The sequence below is a fragment of the Coriobacteriaceae bacterium genome (genome assembly GCA_025992705.1).
Taxonomy (GTDB): Bacteria; Actinomycetota; Coriobacteriia; order Coriobacteriales; family QAMH01; genus QAMH01.
The window spans coordinates 1835488-1856533 of the sequence record DAJPGJ010000001.1 but is presented as its reverse complement, the minus strand read 5'-3'; the positions used below and the strand labels follow the sequence as shown (position 1 = coordinate 1856533).

14 protein-coding genes are annotated in these 21046 nt (G+C 59.9%); 11 read left to right on the top strand and 3 right to left on the bottom strand.

Annotation, left to right across the window (positions count from 1 at the left end; translation table 11 throughout):
* The first annotated feature begins 42 nt into the window (after positions 1 to 42).
* The 3 genes from gdhA (at position 43) to nrdG (ending at position 4978) form a co-directional block, all read left to right on the top strand.
* Positions 43 to 1380 (top strand): NADP-specific glutamate dehydrogenase, encoded by a 1338-nt coding sequence (gdhA, locus tag OIM11_08025; protein HJJ01074.1) that lies wholly within the window; start codon positions 43 to 45, stop codon positions 1378 to 1380.
* Positions 1381 to 1972: 592 nt separating this feature from the next.
* Positions 1973 to 4195, top strand: coding sequence for an anaerobic ribonucleoside-triphosphate reductase (gene nrdD, locus OIM11_08020; GenBank protein HJJ01073.1), 2223 nt, complete (start codon positions 1973 to 1975; stop codon positions 4193 to 4195).
* A gap of 234 nt (positions 4196 to 4429) precedes the next feature.
* Positions 4430 to 4978 carry an anaerobic ribonucleoside-triphosphate reductase activating protein gene (gene nrdG / locus OIM11_08015; GenBank protein ID HJJ01072.1) on the top strand — a complete coding sequence of 183 codons (549 nt, stop codon included), beginning with the start codon at positions 4430 to 4432 and terminating at the stop codon, positions 4976 to 4978.
* A gap of 3 nt (positions 4979 to 4981) precedes the next feature.
* Here nrdG and OIM11_08010 read toward each other — a convergent pair whose 3' ends face one another.
* Positions 4982 to 5878 (bottom strand): patatin family protein, encoded by an 897-nt coding sequence (locus OIM11_08010; protein HJJ01071.1) that lies wholly within the window; start codon positions 5876 to 5878, stop codon positions 4982 to 4984.
* A 72-nt stretch (positions 5879 to 5950) separates the two neighbouring features.
* Between OIM11_08010 and OIM11_08005 the strand changes: the two genes are divergently transcribed.
* The 3 genes from OIM11_08005 (at position 5951) to OIM11_07995 (ending at position 10304) form a co-directional block, all read left to right on the top strand.
* Positions 5951 to 6499, top strand: a complete 549-nt coding sequence (locus OIM11_08005; protein HJJ01070.1) for a M48 family metallopeptidase — start codon at positions 5951 to 5953, stop codon at positions 6497 to 6499.
* Between the two features lie 52 nt (positions 6500 to 6551).
* A complete protein-coding gene (feoB, locus tag OIM11_08000; protein HJJ01069.1) occupies positions 6552 to 9002 on the top strand; it encodes a ferrous iron transport protein B in 2451 nt (816 codons plus the stop codon).
* A gap of 267 nt (positions 9003 to 9269) precedes the next feature.
* Positions 9270 to 10304 carry an IS30 family transposase gene (locus OIM11_07995; protein ID HJJ01068.1) on the top strand — a complete coding sequence of 345 codons (1035 nt, stop codon included), beginning with the start codon at positions 9270 to 9272 and terminating at the stop codon, positions 10302 to 10304.
* Positions 10305 to 10463: 159 nt separating this feature from the next.
* Here the strand turns inward: OIM11_07995 and OIM11_07990 are convergent, their stop codons facing one another.
* Positions 10464 to 11483, bottom strand: coding sequence for an NYN domain-containing protein (locus tag OIM11_07990; protein HJJ01067.1), 1020 nt, complete (start codon positions 11481 to 11483; stop codon positions 10464 to 10466).
* A 157-nt stretch (positions 11484 to 11640) separates the two neighbouring features.
* Between OIM11_07990 and OIM11_07985 the strand changes: the two genes are divergently transcribed.
* Entirely contained in the window at positions 11641 to 12489 is an 849-nt protein-coding gene (locus OIM11_07985) for a formate/nitrite transporter family protein (protein HJJ01066.1), read from the top strand.
* A gap of 9 nt (positions 12490 to 12498) precedes the next feature.
* Here the strand turns inward: OIM11_07985 and narJ are convergent, their stop codons facing one another.
* Positions 12499 to 13137, bottom strand: coding sequence for a nitrate reductase molybdenum cofactor assembly chaperone (gene narJ, locus OIM11_07980; protein ID HJJ01065.1), 639 nt, complete (start codon positions 13135 to 13137; stop codon positions 12499 to 12501).
* 243 nt (positions 13138 to 13380) lie between these two features.
* Between narJ and OIM11_07975 the strand changes: the two genes are divergently transcribed.
* The 4 genes from OIM11_07975 to narI all read left to right on the top strand — a co-directional run bounded on the left by OIM11_07975 (position 13381) and on the right by narI (position 20953).
* Positions 13381 to 14673 (top strand): MFS transporter, encoded by a 1293-nt coding sequence (locus tag OIM11_07975; protein HJJ01064.1) that lies wholly within the window; start codon positions 13381 to 13383, stop codon positions 14671 to 14673.
* 100 nt (positions 14674 to 14773) lie between these two features.
* Positions 14774 to 18562, top strand: a complete 3789-nt coding sequence (locus OIM11_07970) for a nitrate reductase subunit alpha (GenBank protein ID HJJ01063.1) — start codon at positions 14774 to 14776, stop codon at positions 18560 to 18562.
* A 28-nt stretch (positions 18563 to 18590) separates the two neighbouring features.
* The gene (gene narH, locus OIM11_07965) at positions 18591 to 20189 is read left to right on the top strand and encodes a nitrate reductase subunit beta (protein HJJ01062.1); all 1599 of its coding nucleotides are present in this window, start codon (positions 18591 to 18593) and stop codon (positions 20187 to 20189) included.
* Positions 20190 to 20194: 5 nt separating this feature from the next.
* Positions 20195 to 20953, top strand: coding sequence for a respiratory nitrate reductase subunit gamma (gene narI, locus OIM11_07960; protein ID HJJ01061.1), 759 nt, complete (start codon positions 20195 to 20197; stop codon positions 20951 to 20953).
* Positions 20954 to 21046: the final 93 nt, after the last annotated feature.

Here is a 21046-nt window from a genome sequence, read left to right as displayed (position 1 = left end):
AACCTATAATGCACGCGTCCCGTCATAGACAAGGAGAAAACCGTGAGTTACGTACAGCGCATTATCGAACAGGTCAAGGCAAAGGATGCCGACCAGCCCGAGTTCATCCAGGCCGTGACCGAGGTTCTCGAGTCTCTCGAGCCCGTCATCGAAGCTCATCCCGAGTACGAGGAGGCCGGTCTGCTCGAGCGCATCGTCGAGCCCGAGCGCATCATCACCTTCCGTGTGCCGTGGGTGGATGATGCTGGCAAAGTTCAGGTCAATCGCGCCTTCCGCGTGCAGTTCAACAGCGCCATCGGCCCCTACAAGGGTGGCCTGCGCCTGCATCCGAGCGTGAACCTCTCCATCCTCAAGTTCCTCGGCTTCGAGCAGGTCTTCAAGAACAGCCTCACCACGCTGCCGATGGGCGGCGGCAAGGGTGGCTGCGATTTCGATCCCAAGGGTCGCAGCGATGGTGAGGTCATGCGCTTCTGCCAGTCCTTCATGACCGAGCTGCAGCGTCACATCGGTGCCGATACCGATGTCCCGGCTGGTGACATTGGCACGGGTGCGCGCGAGATTGGCTTCATGTTCGGCCAGTACAAGCGCATCCGCAACGAGTGGACTGGCGTGCTCACGGGCAAGGGCCTCTCCTACGGTGGTTCGCTGGCCCGCACCGAGGCAACCGGCTATGGTGCCGTGTACTTCACCGAGGAGTACCTCAACTGCAACAACGATTCCTACAAGGGCAAGACGGTGTGCCTGTCCGGTTCGGGCAACGTTGCCATCTACGCCTGCGAGAAGGCTACGCAGCTCGGCGCGACCGTCGTCACCATGTCCGATTCCACGGGCTGGGTCTACGACCCGTCCGGCATCGACCTTGACCTTGTCAAGCAGATCAAGGAAGTCGAGCGCGGTCGCCTGAGCGAGTACGCGAAGCGCTGCGATCACAAGACCGTCGAGTATCACGAGGGTGCTGGCGTGTGGGTTACCCCTTGCGATATCGCCATGCCGTGTGCGACACAGAACGAGGTACACATCGAGGATGCCAAGAACCTTGTCGCCAACGGTTGCAAGATTCTCACCGAGGGCGCGAACATGCCGACTACGCTCGAGGCGACTCAGTACCTGCAGCAAAACGGCGTCGCGTTCTTCCCGGGCAAGGCCGCCAATGCTGGTGGCGTTGCCACAAGCGGCCTGGAGATGAGCCAGAACTCCGAGCGTCTCTCCTGGACCTTCGAAGAGGTCGATGCGAAGCTCAAGGGCATCATGCAGGGCATCTTCCACGCCGCTGACGATGCCGCACGCGAGTACGGCCACGAGGGCAACTACGTCATGGGTGCGAACATCGCGGGCTTCCTCAAGGTTGCCGACGCGATGATGGCCCAGGGTATCGTCTAGTCACGACACCATAGAGATTTGCGGGAAGGGGAGATGCGTGTGTCATCTCCCCTTCCTTTTGAAACGGGAAATGTTCCGGGGCGAGAATGAGGCAGTTGCTCAGAGCAACTGCCTCATTCTCAAGACAAAACTGCTCCGGCGACAATTGTCTTCCCTCCTTTTTAGGGCTCTATAAGTTGGTCACACGGGTAGGATGTGTTCTGACCGCGAGCTTGCGGATTTTCTACGTGATTCGCCTCGTGCAAAATATGAGCTATCTACGACAGCGAACAAGATTCTTCAAACGTCCAAATATCTTAGTCAGTTGTGGAACTTATTATTTCGCCGTAAATGACCAAGATACTCGAGCTTCCGTTGGTGGATTTCGCCGAAATTTTTTTCAAGCTGTTACAGGTTGCTTATCTACTTCCCTGATACGTTTTACCTGTGAAAATACCAAATCTTGTGATGTCAAGCTAATTTATCCACAAGATATTGTGGATTTTCAGGCGTCCCAAACACAAGATATGGTCTATTCTGAATCGAGCAATCACACTTGCACACGCAAAAACGTTGCATACAAAAACTCGAACACGAGGGACATGAGGGAAACATGAAAATCATCAAACGAAACGGCTCGGAGGCAGTCTTCGATCTTTCGAAGATCGCCAACGCAATCGAAGCAGCAAACGGGGAAGTTCCCGAAGACGAGCGTCTGACAGCGCGTCAGATCGAGTATGCGGCCCTCAATGTCGAGGACGCCTGCAAGGCTGCCGGGCACACGGTCTCGGTCGAGGAAATCCAGGATATGGTCGAGGATGAGATCATGGCGCTCGACAAGTTCGAAGTCGCGCGCAAGTACATCATCTATCGCTATCTCCAGAACCTCAAGCGTCAGAGCAACACGACCGATGACAAGATCCTCACGCTTATCGAGTGCAACAACGAGGAAGTCAAGCAGGAGAACTCCAACAAGAACCCTGCTGTCAACTCCGTGCAGCGCGATTACATGGCGGGCGAGGTTTCCAAGGACCTCACCATGCGCATGCTCCTGCCCCGCGAGGTCGTCGAAGCCCACAACAACGGCATCATTCACTTCCATGATTCCGACTATTTCGCGCAGCACATGCACAACTGCGACCTCGTCAACCTCGAGGACATGCTCCAGAACGGCACGGTCATCTCGGGTACCCTCATCGAGCGTCCGCACATGTTCTCCACCGCGTGCAACATCGCCACGCAGATCATCGCCCAGGTGGCGAGCTGCCAGTACGGCGGCCAATCCATCTCGCTCACGCATCTCGCGCCTTTCGTCGACGTCTCCCGCAAGAAGATTCGCCGCGAGACTTATGCTGAGTTCGAGATGCTCGGCATCGAGGCCGACAAGGAGCAGATCGAGCAGGTCGTCGAGCGTCGTCTGCGCGAGGAGATCAAGCGCGGCGTCCAGACCATCCAGTACCAGGTCGTCACGCTCATGACCACCAATGGCCAGGCTCCCTTCATCACCGTCTTCATGTATCTCAACGAGGCACGCGACGAGGCCGAGAAGCACGACCTCGCCATGATCATCGAGGAGACGCTGCGTCAGCGCTATCAAGGTGTCAAGAACGAGGAGGGCGTCTGGATCACCCCGGCGTTCCCCAAGCTCATCTACGTGCTCGAGGATGACAACGTTGACGAGGGCTCCCCGTATTTCTACCTCACGCAGCTTGCCGCCAAATGCACGGCCAAGCGCATGGTCCCCGATTACATCTCCGAGAAGAAGATGAAGGAGTACAAGCTTTCCGCCGGTCAGGTAGAAGGCGAGGGCGATTGCTATACCTGCATGGGTTGCCGCAGCTTCCTCACGCCGGATCGCTCTGGCAATGGGTATGGCAACGTGGCCAACGCCGGTAACTACGATCCCACCAAGCCCAAGTTCTACGGTCGCTTCAACCAGGGCGTCGTGACCATCAACCTGGTCGACGTGGCGCTGTCCAGCGGCGGTGACGAGGAGAAGTTCTGGAGCATCTTCGAGGAGCGCCTCGAGCTGTGCCATCGTGCCCTGCGCTGCCGCCACGACCGCCTCAAGGGCACGCTTTCGGATGCCGCGCCCATCCTGTGGCAGTACGGCGCGCTCGCCCGCCTCAAGAAGGGCGAGACCATCGACAAGCTGCTCTACGGCGGTTACTCCACCATCTCGCTCGGCTATGCCGGTCTCTACGAGTGCGTCAAGTACATGACGGGTCACAGCCATACCGACGATGAGGCCACGCCGTTTGCGCTCGCGGTCATGCAGCGCATGAACGACAAGTGCTTCGAGTGGAAGGCTGCCGAGGACATCGACTACTCGCTGTACGGCACGCCGCTCGAGTCCACCACCTACAAGTTCGCCAAGGCATTGCAGAAGCGCTTCGGCATCATCAAGGGCATCACGGACAAGGGCTACATCACCAATAGCTATCACGTGCACGTCTCCGAGGAAATCGACGCCTACACCAAGCTCAAGTTCGAGAGCGAGTTCCAGCGTCTCTCCCCGGGTGGCGCCATCAGCTACGTCGAGGTACCCAACATGCAGGACAACCTCGAGGCCGTCATCGATGTCATGCGCTACATCTACGACAACATCATGTACGCGGAGCTCAACACCAAGAGCGACTTCTGCCAGATTTGCGGCTACGACGGAGAGATCCAGATCGTCGAGGAGGACGGCAAGCTCGAGTGGGAGTGCCCCAACTGCGGCAACCGCGATCAGGCCACGATGAACGTCGCGCGTCGCACCTGCGGCTACATCGGCACGCAATACTGGAACCAGGGGAGAACGGAAGAAATTCGAGATCGCGTCATGCACCTTTAGGAAACGAGCCTGGCGCACTTCGCTCGCCAGTCGATTTCACCCGAGCTGCGTAAATCGCTCGGCTGCTGCGGGACTCGAAGGGCAACCACAGTGTGGTTGCCCTTCTCAAACAGTCCTCGCAAGACCGCCTCGCGATTTATCACAGCTCTGAAATCGGGGCTGAGCTCGGTGCGCCAAGCACGAACCTTTGCGACCATAGATGCGCATCACGCAATTTCATAGGTAGAAGTAATCATGAACTACGCCGAGATCAAATACTGTGACATCGCCAATGGCTCTGGCACGCGCACGACGCTGTTCGTGAGTGGCTGCACGCATCATTGCGCGGAGTGCTTTCAGCCCCAGACCTGGAGCTTCGACTTTGGCGAGCCGTTCACGCGCGAGGTGGAAGACGAGCTCATCGAGAGCATGAAACCCTCGTACATACGTGGGCTCACGCTTTTGGGTGGTGAGCCCATGGAGCCGGACAACCAGCGCGGGCTCGTGGTCTTTCTCGAGCGCGTGAAGGCCGAGCTTCCGAACAAGACCATCTGGTGCTTTACGGGCGATTTGCTCGAGGACCTGCTCGACGAGATGAACCTGCGGCGTACCGAGGTCACCGATCGCATGCTCGCCTGCATTGACGTGCTCGTGGACGGTCCCTACGTTAAGGAGCTTCACGATATCTCGCTGCGTTTTCGCGGCTCGTCCAATCAGCGCATCATTGACATGCCCGCGACGCTCGCTGCCGGCGAGGTCGTCATGTGGTCAGACGATCCTGTCTATGCCACGCATACGATGTAGGGGCTACACTCCCAAGAACTCCTTGATTGCAGGTAGCTCGCGCATTGCCTGCGCATAGCCGGCGTCATAACTCGCCTGGAGCTTGCCCAGGTCGGTCTCGCCGCTGCTGACGGCCATGCCCTCGGCGTAGAAGACATAAGCATTGCCGGCGGTCTCGAGCCGTTCGATTTCATCGCACATGCGATTGTACTTCCACCAGCGGTTTTCGAGTGCGTTTATCACGTAGGGACGACCCCAAAGCATGGCGTTGGTGATTTTATCGCCCAGGCCCAGGGGCGGGGCCTTGCGGTATTCACGCGGACGCGTGCGCACGATAAGGAAGCGCGTGAAGCCATCTCGCTGTGCGCGGGGAAGCAAAAAGCCCGCTCCTTCGCCCAGGCCACCGTCGTAGTAGTGGCTGTCACCGATCTTGGGGGAGGGCATGACGAGCGGAAGCGTCGATGAGGCGCGTACGCGCACCATCAAGTCCTCGATGGTCTGCATATCATCCTTGGTCCAGTACACGCTCTGGCCCGTGTCGCGGTCGAATGACTCGATGGTGACCTTCGCGGGATTGGCCGTGAAGGTGGCAAAATCGAAGGGGAGAAAGCCGTCGGGTAGACCGGCTTCTTCGTAGATGTGCTCGGCGTGGAAGAAGCCCTTGTGTTGCAGCAAGGTGTTGATGCCGCCAAAATCGGGGTCCTCTACGAAGTCGACGAAAGAGCGCTTCGTACGGTCGATATCACGCGAGGCATAGTTGACCGTATTGCTCGCCCCGGCGGATAGCCCGTAAACGTTGTCGAAGAAGATGCCGTTTTCGAGTAGCACGTTTGCCAGTGCGCTCGTGTAGCTCGCGCGCATGCCGCCACCTTCGAAGATGAGGGCGGTATCGAACACGTTGCTTGTGAGTTCCTGTTGCATGAGGCTATTGTAGCGCTGCAATTGGCGAATGAGACAAAACTTGCCGGGGCACTTTTGCCTTATCATGGGCGCATGGACGAGAAGATTACGGAGCTGGCGGGATACCATGTGCGCATCAGGCGCCGCGCGCGCATGCGCAACATCCGGCTGCGCGTTGAGGGCGACGGCACGCTCGTCGTTTCCGCACCGCTATCGGCGACAATGGATGAGATGCGTGATGCCGTGGAACGCCATGCCGCCTGGATCGAGCGCCAGCGTGCCCGGCTCGCCGAGTCCCCCATGGCCCAAGCCGCCTATGCGAGCGATGAGGACAAGCGTACCTGGCGCGTGCTCGTCGAGGCGGCGGTTCCCGTGCTGCTCGAGGTCTGGGAGCCCATCATTGGTGTGCGCGTAAAAAAGCTCGCCTTCCGAAACATGAAGAGCCGCTGGGGTTCATGCCAACCGGCGACGGGACGCGTGTGCATCAATACGCGTCTGGCGTTGTATCCGCCGCGTTGTCTGGAATACGTGGTGGTCCACGAACTCGTGCACATGCTCGAGCCGAGCCACAACGCCCGTTTCCACGAGCTCATGGACGGCTTTCTGCCCGACTGGCGTGAGCGCCGCAAGCTGCTATCATGAACTTGATACCTCGGAGAGATAAAAGTTGACAGACGAACAGACCTCATATTCGATGATTGACCCGGCCGGGCGCGATCCGTCGCGTACGCTCGACGAGCTGCCCATAGGCGCATCGGCCGTCATCACGAGTGTCGATTGCGAGTCAAACCAGCTGCGCCAGCATATCTTCGACATGGGGCTCACGCCTGGCGTGCGTGTCACGGCGCACAAGGAAGCGCCGCTTGGGGATCCCATCCAGCTTTGCCTGCGTGGCTACGAGCTCACGATTCGCAAAGCCGATGCCGCGCAAATCTCCATTGGCGATATTGACGAGAATCCTGCCGACCGCGAGGAGCCCATCGCCAAGGAAAACACCTCCGACCCTGTCATGGCATCGGAGACACTATATCCCTCCTTTGGCGAGGAGGATATCGATGGCGCTCTCAAGGATGGCGCAAACGAGCGTTACCGTCCGCGTCCCACCGGGCATGTGATCGCGGCGGGAAGGCCCATCAACTTCGCTCTCGTCGGTAATCAGAATGCGGGCAAGACGACGCTCTTCAACGCGTTGACCGGATCGAACCAGCATGTCGGTAACTTTCCGGGCGTGACGGTCGATCGCAAGGACGGCGAGATACGCAATCATTCCAAGGTCACGGTGACGGATTTGCCGGGCATCTACTCGCTCTCGCCCTATACGAGCGAGGAAATCGTCTCGCGCCAGTTCGTGCTCGACGAGAAGCCCAACGCCATTATCGACATCGTCGATGGTACGAACATCGAGCGCAATCTCTACCTTACCCTGCAGCTCATGGAACTTGACGTGCCGCTCGTCATCGCGCTCAACATGATGGACGAGGTTACCGCGAGTGGGGGCAGCATCGACGTCAACGTACTCGAGGCCGAGCTTGGCGTCCCCGTCGTGCCCATCTCGGCGGCAAACGATCAAGGCATCGACGAGCTCGTCGAGCATGCGCTCGTCGTCGCCCGCAAGCAGCTGCGTCCCGGCCGCGTCGACTTCTGCGAACCCGACGGACCCGATAACGGGGCGGTGCATCGCTGCATACACGGCGTCATGCATCTCATCGAAGACCACGCCCATCGCGCTGATTTGCCGTTGCGCTTTGCCGCAACCAAGCTCATCGAGGGCGATTCGCTCGTCACAGAGGCGCTTGACCTCGATGCCAACGAGCTGGATGCCGTCGAGCATATCGTTGCGCAGATGGAGCAAGAGGCCGGCATTGACCGCGTGGCGGCTATCAGCGACATGCGCTTTACCTTTATCGAGAAAGCGTGCGCGAAGTGCGTCTGGCGTCCGCGCGAATCGCGCGAACACAAGCGTTCCCTCAAGGCCGACCGCATCCTGACGGGCAAGTACACGGCCATCCCCATGTTCATTCTCATCATGGCCGTCGTCTTCTGGCTGACTTTCAACGTGGTTGGGCAGCCGCTTTCGGATCTATTGGGCGAGGGCATCGAGTGGCTCACGCAGGCCGTGCGCGACGGGCTCGAATCGCTCGAGATCAACCCGCTCGTCGTCTCGCTCGTCTGCGATGGCGTGTTTCCCGGTGTGGGCACGGTCCTCTCGTTCCTGCCCATCATCGTCGTGTTGTTTCTGCTGCTTTCGGCGCTCGAGGATACGGGCTACATGGCGCGTGTCGCATTTTTCATGGACAAGCTCCTGCGCAAGCTCGGCTTGTCGGGACGTAGTTTCGTGCCGCTCATCATGGGATTCGGATGCAGCGTTCCCGCGATCATGGCAACACGTACGCTTCCCTCCGAGCATGACCGTCGCATGACCATCATGCTCGTGCCCTTCATGAGCTGTTCGGCGAAATTGCCGGTCTACGCATTGCTTTGCGGTTTCTTCTTCGCCCAGTACGCCGCGCTCGCGATGCTGTCGTTGTACCTGCTCGGCATCGTTGTCGGCATCATCGCGGCGTTCGTCTTGAGCCGCACGGTGTTTCGTGGCGAGCCCGTTCCCTTCGTGATGGAGCTTCCCAACTATCGGCTGCCGAGTCTGGGCACCGTGTGTCGACTTGCCTGGGACAAGGCGAAGGAGTTTGCGAAAAAGGCGTTCACGGTCGTGTTCATCGCGACGCTCATCATCTGGTTCCTGCAGACCTTCGACGCGCGCTTCAACGTGGTCGCCGACCAGTCGCAGAGCATGCTCGCGGGTATCGGCGCGATATTCGCTCCCATCTTCGAGCCACTCGGTTTCGGGGACTGGCGTGCGGCGACGGCCGTGCTCACGGGCTTCATGGCCAAGGAGAATGTCATCTCGACCATCACGCAGCTTGTCGGTGGCAATCTGGCGCTTCTCACGACGCTGTTTACCCCGCTAGCTGCCTACACGTTTCTCGTGTTCGTGTTGCTGTACACACCGTGCGTGATGGCGATTATCACGGTGAGAAACGAGCTCGGTGGCAAGTATGCGGCGGTTATCGTCGTGATGCAGTGTGCCGTTGCCTGGATCGTCGCTTTCATCGTGTATGGCATCGGGTTGTTGTTGGGACTGGGCTAGCGGCCGTTTGCCGGGTGACGTGGTGACGCAGGACGGGGATAATGTCATCTGATGACATTATCCCCGGGCGGATTCTAGCGGTCATTGCACGCATGGAAAGGATGTGGTGCAATGGCTAAATACTCTATCGATGATTGGACGGCGGTCAAAGAGAGGCTTCGCGCGGGTGATTCGATCAGGGAGTGCGCAAGGCGGACCGGAATCGGGCGTGGTGCCGTTTTCAAGTGGAGCCGAATGGACCGCCCTCCGGATCGGATGGTGCTTACAATGGACGCCGCGAGCTGCCCGACCCCGAGCGCAAGAACATCGCCCAAGCAGCGCCTGACATACGAGGACCGCTGCTTTATCGCGGCCCTTCTCGATGTCGGGCGCACCAACCAAGAGATTGCCGATAAAATGAACATCAGCAGGACGACCGTCGCTCGCGAGCTTTCTCGGGTGCAAGGACCCTACGATCCGAGGCACGCCCAGCTTGATGCGAGGAAGAAGGCGAAAAGGCCAAAACCCCGCAAGCTCGATGCCCGAGGCCCCCTTAGGGCCTATGTGCTGCAGATGCTTGCCAGCAGATGGTCGCCCGAGCAGGTCTCCAAGCGGATCGAAGAAGACTTCCCGGATGACGAGGGGATGCGCATAAGCCACGAGACGATATACCGGTCCCTTTATGTACAAGGCTACGGGACGCTGCGCCATGAGCTCGGCGTCGAGTACGCCTTGCGCACCAAGCGCCGCGGTCGCAAACCGGCATCCAAGCTCCCCGCAAAGAACAGGCCCTGGCTTAAGGATGCGCATATATCCAAGAGGCCCCCGGAGGCGGGTGACCGCTCCATCCCCGGGCATTGGGAAGGGGACCTGATCATTGGAAGCGACCTGTCGAGCTGCCTCATAACCCTCGTGGAGAGAAGGTCGCGCTTCCTTTTGATGTCGAGGCTGACCTGCCATGACGCGGACACGGTCGCAGAGCGCATGGCGCAGATGGCCGAGGGGATCCCCGAGGAGCTCAGGCGCACGCTCACCTGGGATCAGGGGTCGGAGATGGCATGCGTGGACAGGTTCAAGCTCTCCTCTGGCTTCGAGGTGTATTTCTGCGATCCGCACTCTCCTTGGCAGCGGCCCACCAATGAGAATGTGAACGGGCTGATCAGGGAGTTCTTCCCCAAAGAGACTGACTTCACGGAGGTGTCGGACGAAGAGGTGGGCAAGGTGCGGTGGCTGCTCAACAACCGTCCGAGGAAGGTCCTGGGCTGGAAGTTCCCTTCCGAGGCTATGCAGGAAGTGTTGGCGGAAGGTGCAATGATCGCCTGAACCCAGGAAGTGTTGGCGGAAGGTGCAATGATCGCCTGAACCCGCCCGGGGATAATGTCACCTTATTAAGATGACATTATCCCCGTCCTGCGTCACCCGGCCGCTTCGGTCGAAATGACGATGGGAGGGCTTGCGGCCGCTTCGCTCGAAATGGCCGTTCTAATCCAGATGCGCGTACTTGCGTTTGCCGCCGGTGACGTGAATGCCCTTGATACTGTCGACGAACTTGTAGAACTGCGAATACCCCGTGTCCTTGACGTTGAACTGCGGGAACGTGTCATGCACCTTCGAGGCAAGTGACGTGATGCTCATCGACTTGTTCTTGTGGCGGCCGATTTCGAGAACCATGAACTGCTCGACCTGCTTGATGTCATCGCGTGTGTCGGCGATGCGCACGTCGTAGCCCACGTTAGTCTTCACGAGCTCGAAGCGGTCGAAGTCCTCGATGAGCTTGGAGAGCTGGCTATAGCCGAAATTGCGCACGTCGAAGTCGGGGAACTTGTTGTTGAGAGCGGCGCCCACCTCCGCGAGCGAGGTCGTCCTGCCGCGGTTGTCGTTCGTGTGGATGATGCCACCCATGACGGCACCCACGTCACGCAGCGAGACCGTGGTCTCGATGTTCTCCGCATCGATGGGGGATTGCTCCTCGATTTCCTCGACGTCGTCGGTCTCGATGTCCGCGTCATCGCCGTTCTTGCTGCGCTGCAGTTTGTAGAGGTATTCGATGTTCACGAACTTGGTGCAGGCGTGTCTGAACGACACTGCGGTCTGGTTGCGCCCCATACCGACCACGATCATGTTGCTCTCGCGTAGGCGGGCGGCCAGGCGCGTGAAGTCGCTGTCGGAGGAGACGATGACGAAACCATCGACCTTGCCGGCGTACAGGATGTCCATCGCGTCGATGATGAGCGTGGAGTCGGTCGCGTTCTTGCCCGCTTTTTCGCCCGGCTTGTGGCTCTTGACGTTGCTGAACTGCTGGACGGGTGTGATGGAGTTATCGAGCAACTTGGGGCGCCACTTGGCCGCCTGCGGGTCGGTGAAGTCTCCGTAGATGCGGCGATAGGTCGCCACACCGTAGCGTGGAATCTCGTTGAGGATGACGGGGAGGTATTTGGCGGAGATGTTGTCCGCGTCGATGAGGAGCGCGAGACGCGGCTCATCGTTTACTTCGTCGTGCATGGTGTGTCCGTTTCCGTATGCGTATACATAGTGACGTAATTAATCTCGCTCATGATAGCTCATGTAAAATCCTGTTCTGTAAACCGACAGGAAATGAGTACAACTCGTCAACTGCCTCGTGGGTACGGGGCGCAAGACGAAGCAGGAGGAGAGGCGCATGGCCGAGTTACAGCCCGAGGAGATAAACGCAATCAAGCCGGATTGCCTGTCAGGTACGGCACTCGAGCAGAAGGCCGAGGCCGTTGGCCTCGCGAAGACCCAGATGGAGGTTGGCCGCACCATCGTGCTCGCGCTCATGGCCGGTATGCTCATCGGTAGCGGCGCGTTGTTCATGACCTGCGTGAAGGCAGACCCAACGCTCGGCTTTGCCGCATCCAACATCCTCGGCGGCTTTTGCTTCTCGCTCGGCCTCATTTGTGTCATCGTCGCGGGTGCCGAGCTCTTCACGGGTAACTGCCTCATGGTCATGGGTGCGGCGAGCAAGCGCTTTGCCTGGACCAAGGTTCTGAAGAACTGGGTCGTCGTCTGGCTTGGCAACTTCGCGGGATCGCTCGTGCTCGTCGGCATCGTCTTCGGCTGCTCCATCATGGCCATCAAGGCGGGGGACAATACCATCGGCGCCCAGATGGTCACGGTCGCATCGGGAAAGATCGGCCTTGATCCCATGCAGATCATCTTCCGCGGCATCATGTGCAACTTCCTCGTCTGCCTTGCGGTGTGGATGGGCTTTGCCGGGCGTACGGTCATTGACAAGATCTTCACGACGATCTTTCCCGTCATGGCCTTTGTCGCCATGGGCTTCGAGCACTGCGTAGCCAACATGTTCCTGCTGCCCATGGGCGTCGTCGCCGCAGCGTGCGGCTTTGGCACCGAGACGCAGATGGCGCTGTGCACCTGGGGTGGCGCCTTCTACAACATCGGCCTTGCCACGCTGGGTAACATCGTGGGCGGCTGCGTCTTCGTCGGCTTCGTCTACTGGTTCGGCTACCGCAAGAAGCAGGCGTAACGCGCCGATCTAGAACATGGAAGAAGACGGCTGGGACGAAACCGGGTCGACGGAGCCGCCGAAGGTGACGGGGGCCTCGTAGTATTCCGCGTCGAGTGTCGGGATCATCTCGTCGGGCGTGCGCTCCGAGACGACTTCGCGCTCGGCACCTGCGAAGTCCAGAAGCGCTGCGGTCACCGCCTCCCAGGGGCTTGCATCGAGCTGGAGCTCGTGGTCGATCTTCTTGATGGGGCCGATGACGCTCTCGAGCCAGAGCTGGGCATCCTCGCGCTTGAGGCCCGCGAGGAACTCGAGGAACACCGGCAGGTGATCGGGTAGCTCCGTTGTCGTCAGCTCGAGCCCGTGCTCCTTGTAGAGCCTGTTCAGCTCCACCATGACATGTCCCCTGTCACGCGAATCGCCCTGCGTGTGCTCGAAGAGGTTCAGGCTTCCGTGCTTTCCGATGTCGAAGGTCGAGACGTATGCGGCCTGCAGAGACGACATGTCCGTTTCGCGAATCCACTCGATGAGCCCTTTCAATTGCCCCTTCGAACTCGCGTCGAGCTCGGCGCTTTCCCGTAGCGTAGATTCGATTTCCGGAAGGCTCTTCAGGAGCTCTTCGTCCGGATAGAGCAGCAGGCAGGCGAGGGCTTTCAGTTCCCAAATCATCTCGTTCCCTTCGGATTGGCCACGAGCGCATGCGTCCGCGCCGGCAATGACGTCCGGTCCATTATAGGCAATATAGGATCGCGGATAGCCTGACAGAAAGAAATTTGCATCTTATATAAAAGAAAATGTCAAGAAAATTTCCGATAGACGTACAAATTTAGTCCGTGTTGGGTTATAGTCTCGTATTAGAATAAAGGAAAACCTAAGAATGTTGTGTCGTCATAGGGATGGAGGCGGAGAACTATGAAGGCTGACATCAAGGAATGGGATCCCGAAGATTCGAAAAAGTGGGACAAGCGTCTGGCCTGGACCACCGTTTGGATATCCACGTTCTCTCTGACATTTGGTTTCTGCGCATGGTACTTGGTGCCGTCACTGGCGCCACATCTCAACGCCGTCGGATTCCACCTCGACTCGCAACAGCTTTACTGGCTCGTGGCCATGGTCGGTCTGTCGGCCGGCACGTTGCGCATCGTCTGGACGTTCCTTCCGCCCATCATGGGCACGCGCAAGTTGGTCTTCATGTCCACGGCCCTGCTGCTCATCCCGCTTGCATGCTGGATCTACGCGGTGACCAATCCGGGGCTTCCGTTCGAGGTGCTGATGCTGTTCGCATTCCTCGCCGGCATTGGCGGCGGTACCTTCTCGGGTCTCATGGCGTCGACCAACTATTACTTCCCCAAGTCCAAGCGCGGCTTCGCGCTCGGCGTCCAGGGCGGTCTGTCCGACTTCGGCACTTCGCTCGTCCAGTTTGTCACGCCAATCGTCATCACGTTTTCCGTGTTCGGTATCCTCGGCTCCCCGCAGCATGAGGTCGTGGACGGTCACGTGAGAGACGTCTGGCTGCAAAACGCCGGCTGGGTGTGGGTTCCGCTTGTCATAATCCTCGCCATCCTCGCCATCGTCTTGCTCCGGTCGGTTCCCGTCACGTCCAACTTCAAGACGCAGCTCTCCATCTTCAAGAGCAAGCACACCTGGTTCATGACGCTGTTCTACTACGGCACGTTCGCTACGTTCGCCGGTCTGGGCGCCCACTTTGCCCTGATGGGCGATAGCGTCTTTGCCAATGTCGCAGGCGCGCCTTCGGCGATCGCCTTCGCGTGGGTTGGTCCGGCCATCGGCGCGATTTCCCGCGTCATTGCCGGCAAGGTATCCGACAAGATTCGTGGTGGCCGCGTGACCACCATCATGGCCGCCGCCATCATCGTCGGTCTCGTCTTCCTGATCGTCTACAAGCCCGATTCCGTGACGGGCTGCTGGATCTGGATGATCGCCATGTTCTGGGTGTTCTTCTGGACGGGTTGCGGCAACGCGTCGACCACGCAGCAAATGGCCGTGCTCTTCCCGCCGGTCCAAGGCGGCGCGGTCGTCGGATGGACTTCGGCTATCGGCGCTTATGGTCCGTTCACCATTGGCGTGCTGCTGGCATCGACCAACGCCACCGTGATGTTTGCCGTGTCCGTCGTCGTGTTCGTGGCCATTCTGGTGATCAACGTCGTCTTCTACGACAGGAAGAACGCTCCGAATCGTTGTTAGGAAGCGTGTTTTAGAGCCCGGCGTCTTCGTAACGTCGGAGGGTGGGCTCATCGTGTCCGAGCAGTTCTGCCATGCGCAGTCATGATGGTTAGGGGTTCACATGTCGAAGTTCTCAGAAGGTTCGCTGTTCTTCAAGAAGCGCGTCGGAAGCTACGCCGATGGATGGGGCGAGGTAACCGACGAGAACCGCAATTGGGAAGATGCATATCGCGATCGCTGGGCGCATGACAAGGTCGTGCGGTCCACCCACGGCGTCAACTGCACGGGGTCATGTAGCTGGAAGATCTTCGTGAAGGATGGCATCGTCACGTGGGAGACCCAGCAGACGGACTATCCGCGCACGCCGTGCGGCGTCCCCAATCACGAGCCTCGTGGCTGCCCCCGTGGCGCGAGCTACTCGTGGTATCTCTACAGCGCGGCACGCGTCAAGCATCCCCTGATCCGCGCCCAGCTCCGTGACGCATGGCGCAGGGAGCGCGTCCACAACGAGCCGCTGGAAGCCTGGCGGCGCATCGTCGAGGACCCAGAGACCCGCGACAGCTACGTGAAGGTTCGCGGGTTGGGCGATCTCGTGCGCACGACGTGGGACGAGGCGACGGAGATCATCGCCGCCGCCAACCTCTACACGATCGAGAAGTACGGCCCCGACCGCATCGCGGGCTTTTCCCCGATCCCCGGCTATTCCATGGTGTCCTACGGCGCGGGCGTTCGCTATCTCTCCCTGATAGGCGGCGCGCCCCTTTCGTTCTACGACTGGTATTGCGACCTTCCGCCGTCGTCTCCCCAGACCTTCGGCGAGCAGACCGACGTACCCGAGTCCGAGGCATGGTATTACTCCAACTACATCATCTGCTGGGGCACGAACATCTCGATGACGCGTACCCCCGACGCCCACTTCATGATCGAGGCACGCTACAACGGCACGAAGCTCGTCAACGTCTGCCCCGATTACTGCGAGAGCACGAAGGACGCCGACTGGTGGGTGCACCCCAAACAGGGCACGGATGCCGCCCTGGCGCTCGCGATGAACTTCGTCATATTCAAGGAGTTCCACCTCGACAATCCCGATCCCTACTTCACCGACTACGTGAGAAGGTTCACCGACCTTCCCATACTGGTGCGCTTAGACGAGCGCGAGGGCAAGGATGTCTACGTCGCGGGGCGCACGCTACGCGCGAGCGACCTTGCGCAGTACGCCAGCGCCGGCAACGGCGAGTGGAAAACGGTCGTGTGGGATGACACGAGCGATGCGCCCGCCGTTCCCCGTGGCTCCATCGGATACCGATGGGAGCAGGAGGAAAACGGCGACGAGGGCAAATGGAACACCCTCGAGGTCGATGGCGAGACCGGCAAGGACATCCATCCGCGCCTGAGCCTCATCGACTCCTCGGACGACGTGGTCACCTTGAACGTCCCGTACTTCGGCGACGAGAGCATCCCGCTGTTCCAAGGCAACGATGACGACGGCCCGGTGTTGCAACGCGCCGTGCCGGTCAAGAGGATCAAGACGACCGACGGCGAAGTCCTCGTCGCGACGGTCTTCGACCTCTTCGGCGCGTTTCTCGGCATAGACCGTGGCATAGGCGGTCAGGTGGCGGCCAACGAGCGGGACAACGTCCCCTTCACGCCGCGCTGGCAGGAAGACATCACCGGCGTTCGCGCCGATGACGTGATACGCCTGGCACGCGAGTTCGCGACGGCCGCCTCTAACACCAAGGGCAGGGCCTGCGTGCTCATGGGCGCTGGTCTCAACCAGTGGTACCAGACCGACAACGCCTATCGCGGCATCATGAACATCCTCATGCTCTGCGGAACGGTGGGCGTCACCGGAGGTGGCTGGTGCCATTACGTCGGCCAGGAGAAGATTCGTCCCGAGGCCGGATGGGCCGAGTTCTCGTTCGCGCAGGACTGGGTTCCCGCCTCGCGCCAGATGAACGCGACGAGCTTCTTCTACGAGCATACGGATCAGTGGCGCTACGAGCGCATGCCCCTGTCGTACATGCGATCCCCGCTGGCAGACGCCAAGCGCTACAGTGGCACCTACATCGACTGCAACCTCCAGAGCGCGAAGATGGGCTGGCTGCCGACGGTTCCGCAGCTCGACACCAACCCCACCGGCATTGCCAGTGCGGCCAAGAAGCAGGGCATGGAGACCGAGGAGTACCTGGTCGATGCCCTCAAGAGCGGCAAGGTTCACTTCAGCCTCGAGGACCTCGACGAGCCGTTCAACTGGCCGCGAAACCTCTTCGTCTGGCGCTCGAACATCCTGGGCTCGTCGGGCAAGGGCCAGGAGTACTTCCTCAAGCATCTCATGGGTGCGCAAGATGGCATCGTCGGCGAGGAGCTGTCGGCAGACGAGGAAGACCTCAAGCCCGAGCTCGTCAAGTGGCGAAAGGCGCCCATCGGCAAGCTCGACCTCCTGGTCAACCTGGATTTCCGCATCTCGACCACGGGCCTCTACGCAGACATCGTGCTTCCGGCGGCGACGTTCTACGAGAAGAACGACATCAACACGACGGACATGCACAGCTTCATCCATCCCTTCGTGAAGGCCGTCTCGTGCCCTTGGGAGGCCAAGAGCGACTGGGAGATCTTCGAGCTACTGTCCAAGCGCATCTCGCAGATGGGCGGTGCCTATCCCGAGCGCTTCTCCGCGGTGAAAGACGTCCTGCTCATGCCGCTCGGTCATGACACGGCCTCGGAGCTCGGGCAGCCGCTCGACGTGAAGCGCTGGTACGAGGGCGAGTGCGACCTCATACCGGGCAAGACCGCCCCGCACATCGTCGAGATCGAGCGCAACTACGGCAACATCCACGACATGTACTGCTCGGTCGGCCCGAGGCTCTCGGAGCATGGTGGCGGCAATCGCGGCATCAAGTGGGACCTCTCCCAGGAGATCGACGAGCTGGCCGACATGAACGGCACGGTTGCCGACGGCGTCGCCGAGGGTCGCCCGAAGATGGATTCCGACATCGCGGCGGCCAACATGATCATGCGCGTCTCGCCAGAGACCAACGGCAGCCTCGCCTACCACAGCTGGGACTTCGTCGAGAAGCAAAGCGGCGTTCCCTGCAAGCAGCTTTCCGAGGAGCATCGCGGCGACAAGCTCACCTTCTTCGATCTGCAAGTCCAATCGCGCAAGACCTTCACGGGCCCCGATTGGTCCGGCATCGAGAACGACGAGATTCCCTACGTCGCGTTCTGGCAAAACGTCAACCTCAACCTACCGTGGCGCACGCTCACCGGCAGGCAGCACTTCTACCAGGACCACGAGTGGATGCGCGCCTTTGGCCAGGAGTTCCCGCAGTACCGCCCACCCGCAGACCAGCGAGCACTTGCCGGCTACCAGCACGCGGCCGATAGCGGTCACCCGACCATCATGCTCAACTTCACGACGATCCACCAGAAGTGGGCAATCCACTCGACGTATTACGACAACGAGCGCATGTTGTCCCTCTCGCGAGGCGGCCCCACGATCTGGCTCAACGACAAGGATGCGAAAGCGGCCGATATCGAGGATAACGACTGGGTCGAGTTCTGGAATGCCAACGGCGCGATGGTGGCCCGAGCCATTCTGACCTCGCGCATGCCCCAGGGCCTCTCGATTCTCCAGCACGCGACCGAGAAGATCGTGAACACGCCCGCTTCGAAGGTCACGGGCATCCGAGGTGGCGACCATAACTCGCCGACGCGCGTCGTGATCAACCCGACGCACATGATCGGCGGCTATGCGCAGCTCTCGTTCCACTTGAACTACTACGGGACCATCTGCCCGAATCGCGATGACTTCATCTGGCTTCACAAGGTCGATTCCGTCGATTGGCTCGACGAAGAGGCCCGCAGCGAAGCTGATGTATTGACCAAGCGCATCGTCGAGAAAGACTGTTAGCCGACGATTCTGAGAGGGAGCCGATACCATGAAGATACGCGCCCAAATAACGATGGTCCTGAACCTCGACAAGTGCATCGGGTGCCACACCTGTTCGGTCACCTGCAAGAACGTGTGGACGAACAGGCCCGGCACGGAGTACATCTGGTTCAACAACGTCGAGACGAAGCCGGGTACGGGTTACCCGAAGCAATGGGAAGACCAGGACAAGTGGAAGGGCGGTTGGCAGATAGACGGCGGCAAGCTGCGGCTGAAGCGCGGCAATCGCCCCTGGCTGCTGGCCGGCATCTTCAGCAACGGGTTGCTGCCCACCATCGACGAGTACTACGAGCCCTACACCTTCGACTACCAGAAGCTGCAAAAGGCACCCCTCATGAAGACGTCGCCGACGGCACGTCCCATCAGCTCCATAACCGGCGAGGTCATGGACAAGGTCGAGGGAAGCGCCGCGTGGGAAGACGACCTCGGTGGCGTCGACATCGAGACGGTGAAGGATACCAACCTCGATGGCGTCCAGCGCGAGATCTACTCCCAATACGCCCAGACCTTCATGTTCTACCTGCCGCGCCTGTGCAACCACTGCCTCAATCCCGGCTGCGTGGCAAGCTGTCCGTCGGGCTCCATCTACAAGCGCGAGGAAGACGGCATCGTCTTGGTCGACCAGAACAAGTGCCGCGGCTGGCGCATGTGCATGACCGGCTGCCCGTACAAGAAGGTCTATTACAACTGGTCGAGCGGCAAGGCCGAGAAGTGCATCTTCTGCTACCCCCGCATCGAGAGCGGTTGTCCGACCGTATGCTCCGAGGCGTGCACGGGGCGCATCCGCTATATCGGAGTCGTCCTCTACGATGCCGACAAGATCAAGGCGCTTGCGAGCGTCGAGAACGACGAGGACCTCTACGAGGCGCAGCGAAGCGTCTTCCTCGACCCGTTCAACCTCGACGTCATCGAGGGCGCTCGTGCGGCCGGCATATCGGACGAGTGGATAGAGGCCGCCCAGAAGTCCCCCGTGCGCAAGCTCATCGAATGGGGGCTCGCATTCCCGATGCACCCCGAATACCGCACGCTTCCGATGGTCTGGTACGTCCCGCCACTTTCGCCCGTCGCCGATGCCGTCGATGCGGGCAAGGTGTCGATGGACGGCGTGTTGCCGAAGGCAGACGAGCTCAGGATCCCGATCCAGTACCTCGCCAACCTGCTTGCCGGCGGCAATACGAAGGTCGTCCAAGACGCGCTGTCCAGGATGCTGCTCATGCGCACCATCGTGAGAAACTACAGCGATTCCGCGGGGCTCGCGCAGTACCTGAGAAGCGAGCTGCCGCTCGATGCGGTCAAGCAGGCTCCGGGGGCCGAGCGGCTCCATGAGCTTGGGCTCCTTCCCGAGGACATCTGCGAAATGCACTCGTTGCTCGCCATCGCGAACTACGAGGATCGTTTCGTGGTGCCCACGGCCAATCGCAATCATGAGGCAAGCGTCCTTACCCAAGGCGAGCAGGGCATGAACATGGGCGGCGGTCGTGACCAGCGCTATCGCGCATCGCGCATCTTCGGCGGTCCGATGGATCGGAAGGTCGCTCCCGTGTTCGAGGACTACGAGGTAGTCGACAAGCCCAGGAAGCAAAGGTGATGATCATGGATCCCAATCTCACGCATCTCCTCTATTTCATCGTCTACCAGGTGTTTCCCTACGTGGTCATTACCGTTTGGCTCGTGGGAAGCTTCATTCGCTTCCTCACGCATCCCTATACGGTCAAGAGCCAGAGCTCGGAGCTCCTCGGAGGCAAGAAGGAGATCAACTGGGGCGCCCGCCTCTTTCATGTGGGCGTCATATTCCTGCTCTTCGGCCACCTGTTCGGGTTGTTCGTTCCCAAGCAGTTTCTCGCGGATGTCGGGATCACGCCGCACATGAACCAGATGATCGAGATCGTCGCGGGCGGTGCCTGCGCAGTGCTCTGTCTGGTCGGCATCGCGCTGATGATCCATCGTCGCATCACCAACCCCCGTATCCGCAAGACCTCGCGTCCGAGCGATTGGCTCGTGTTGGTCCTGATCGCCGGCGTGCTGATCATGGGCGCGACGTGCGTGATCAACGCGATGCTCTTCGACCAGTCGGGTGAGGGGCTCTTCGATTTCGTGAACTGGGCCATTGCCCTGGTCACGCTCCAGCCCGACGCATACACCTACCTGATCGATGCGGCGACACCCCAGAAGATTCACATCTTCATCGGGCTTTGCATCTTCCTCGTGGTTCCCTTCACGAGGCTCATACACATCTGGAGTGGCTACGCATCGCCGATCTACCTGCTGCGAAACATGCAGAAGATGCGCATGAACGGTGCGCCGATGGGGGATGACCTCCCGGCACGTACGATGGAGAGGAGCGCGGACTGAGCTCGCGATAGCCGTGCCTGCGGCTTTCGGGAGCAACGGCTCGCGCTTGCGAGTCGGGCAGCCCGCCTCGGTTGATAGAGCAAAGGGGTACGA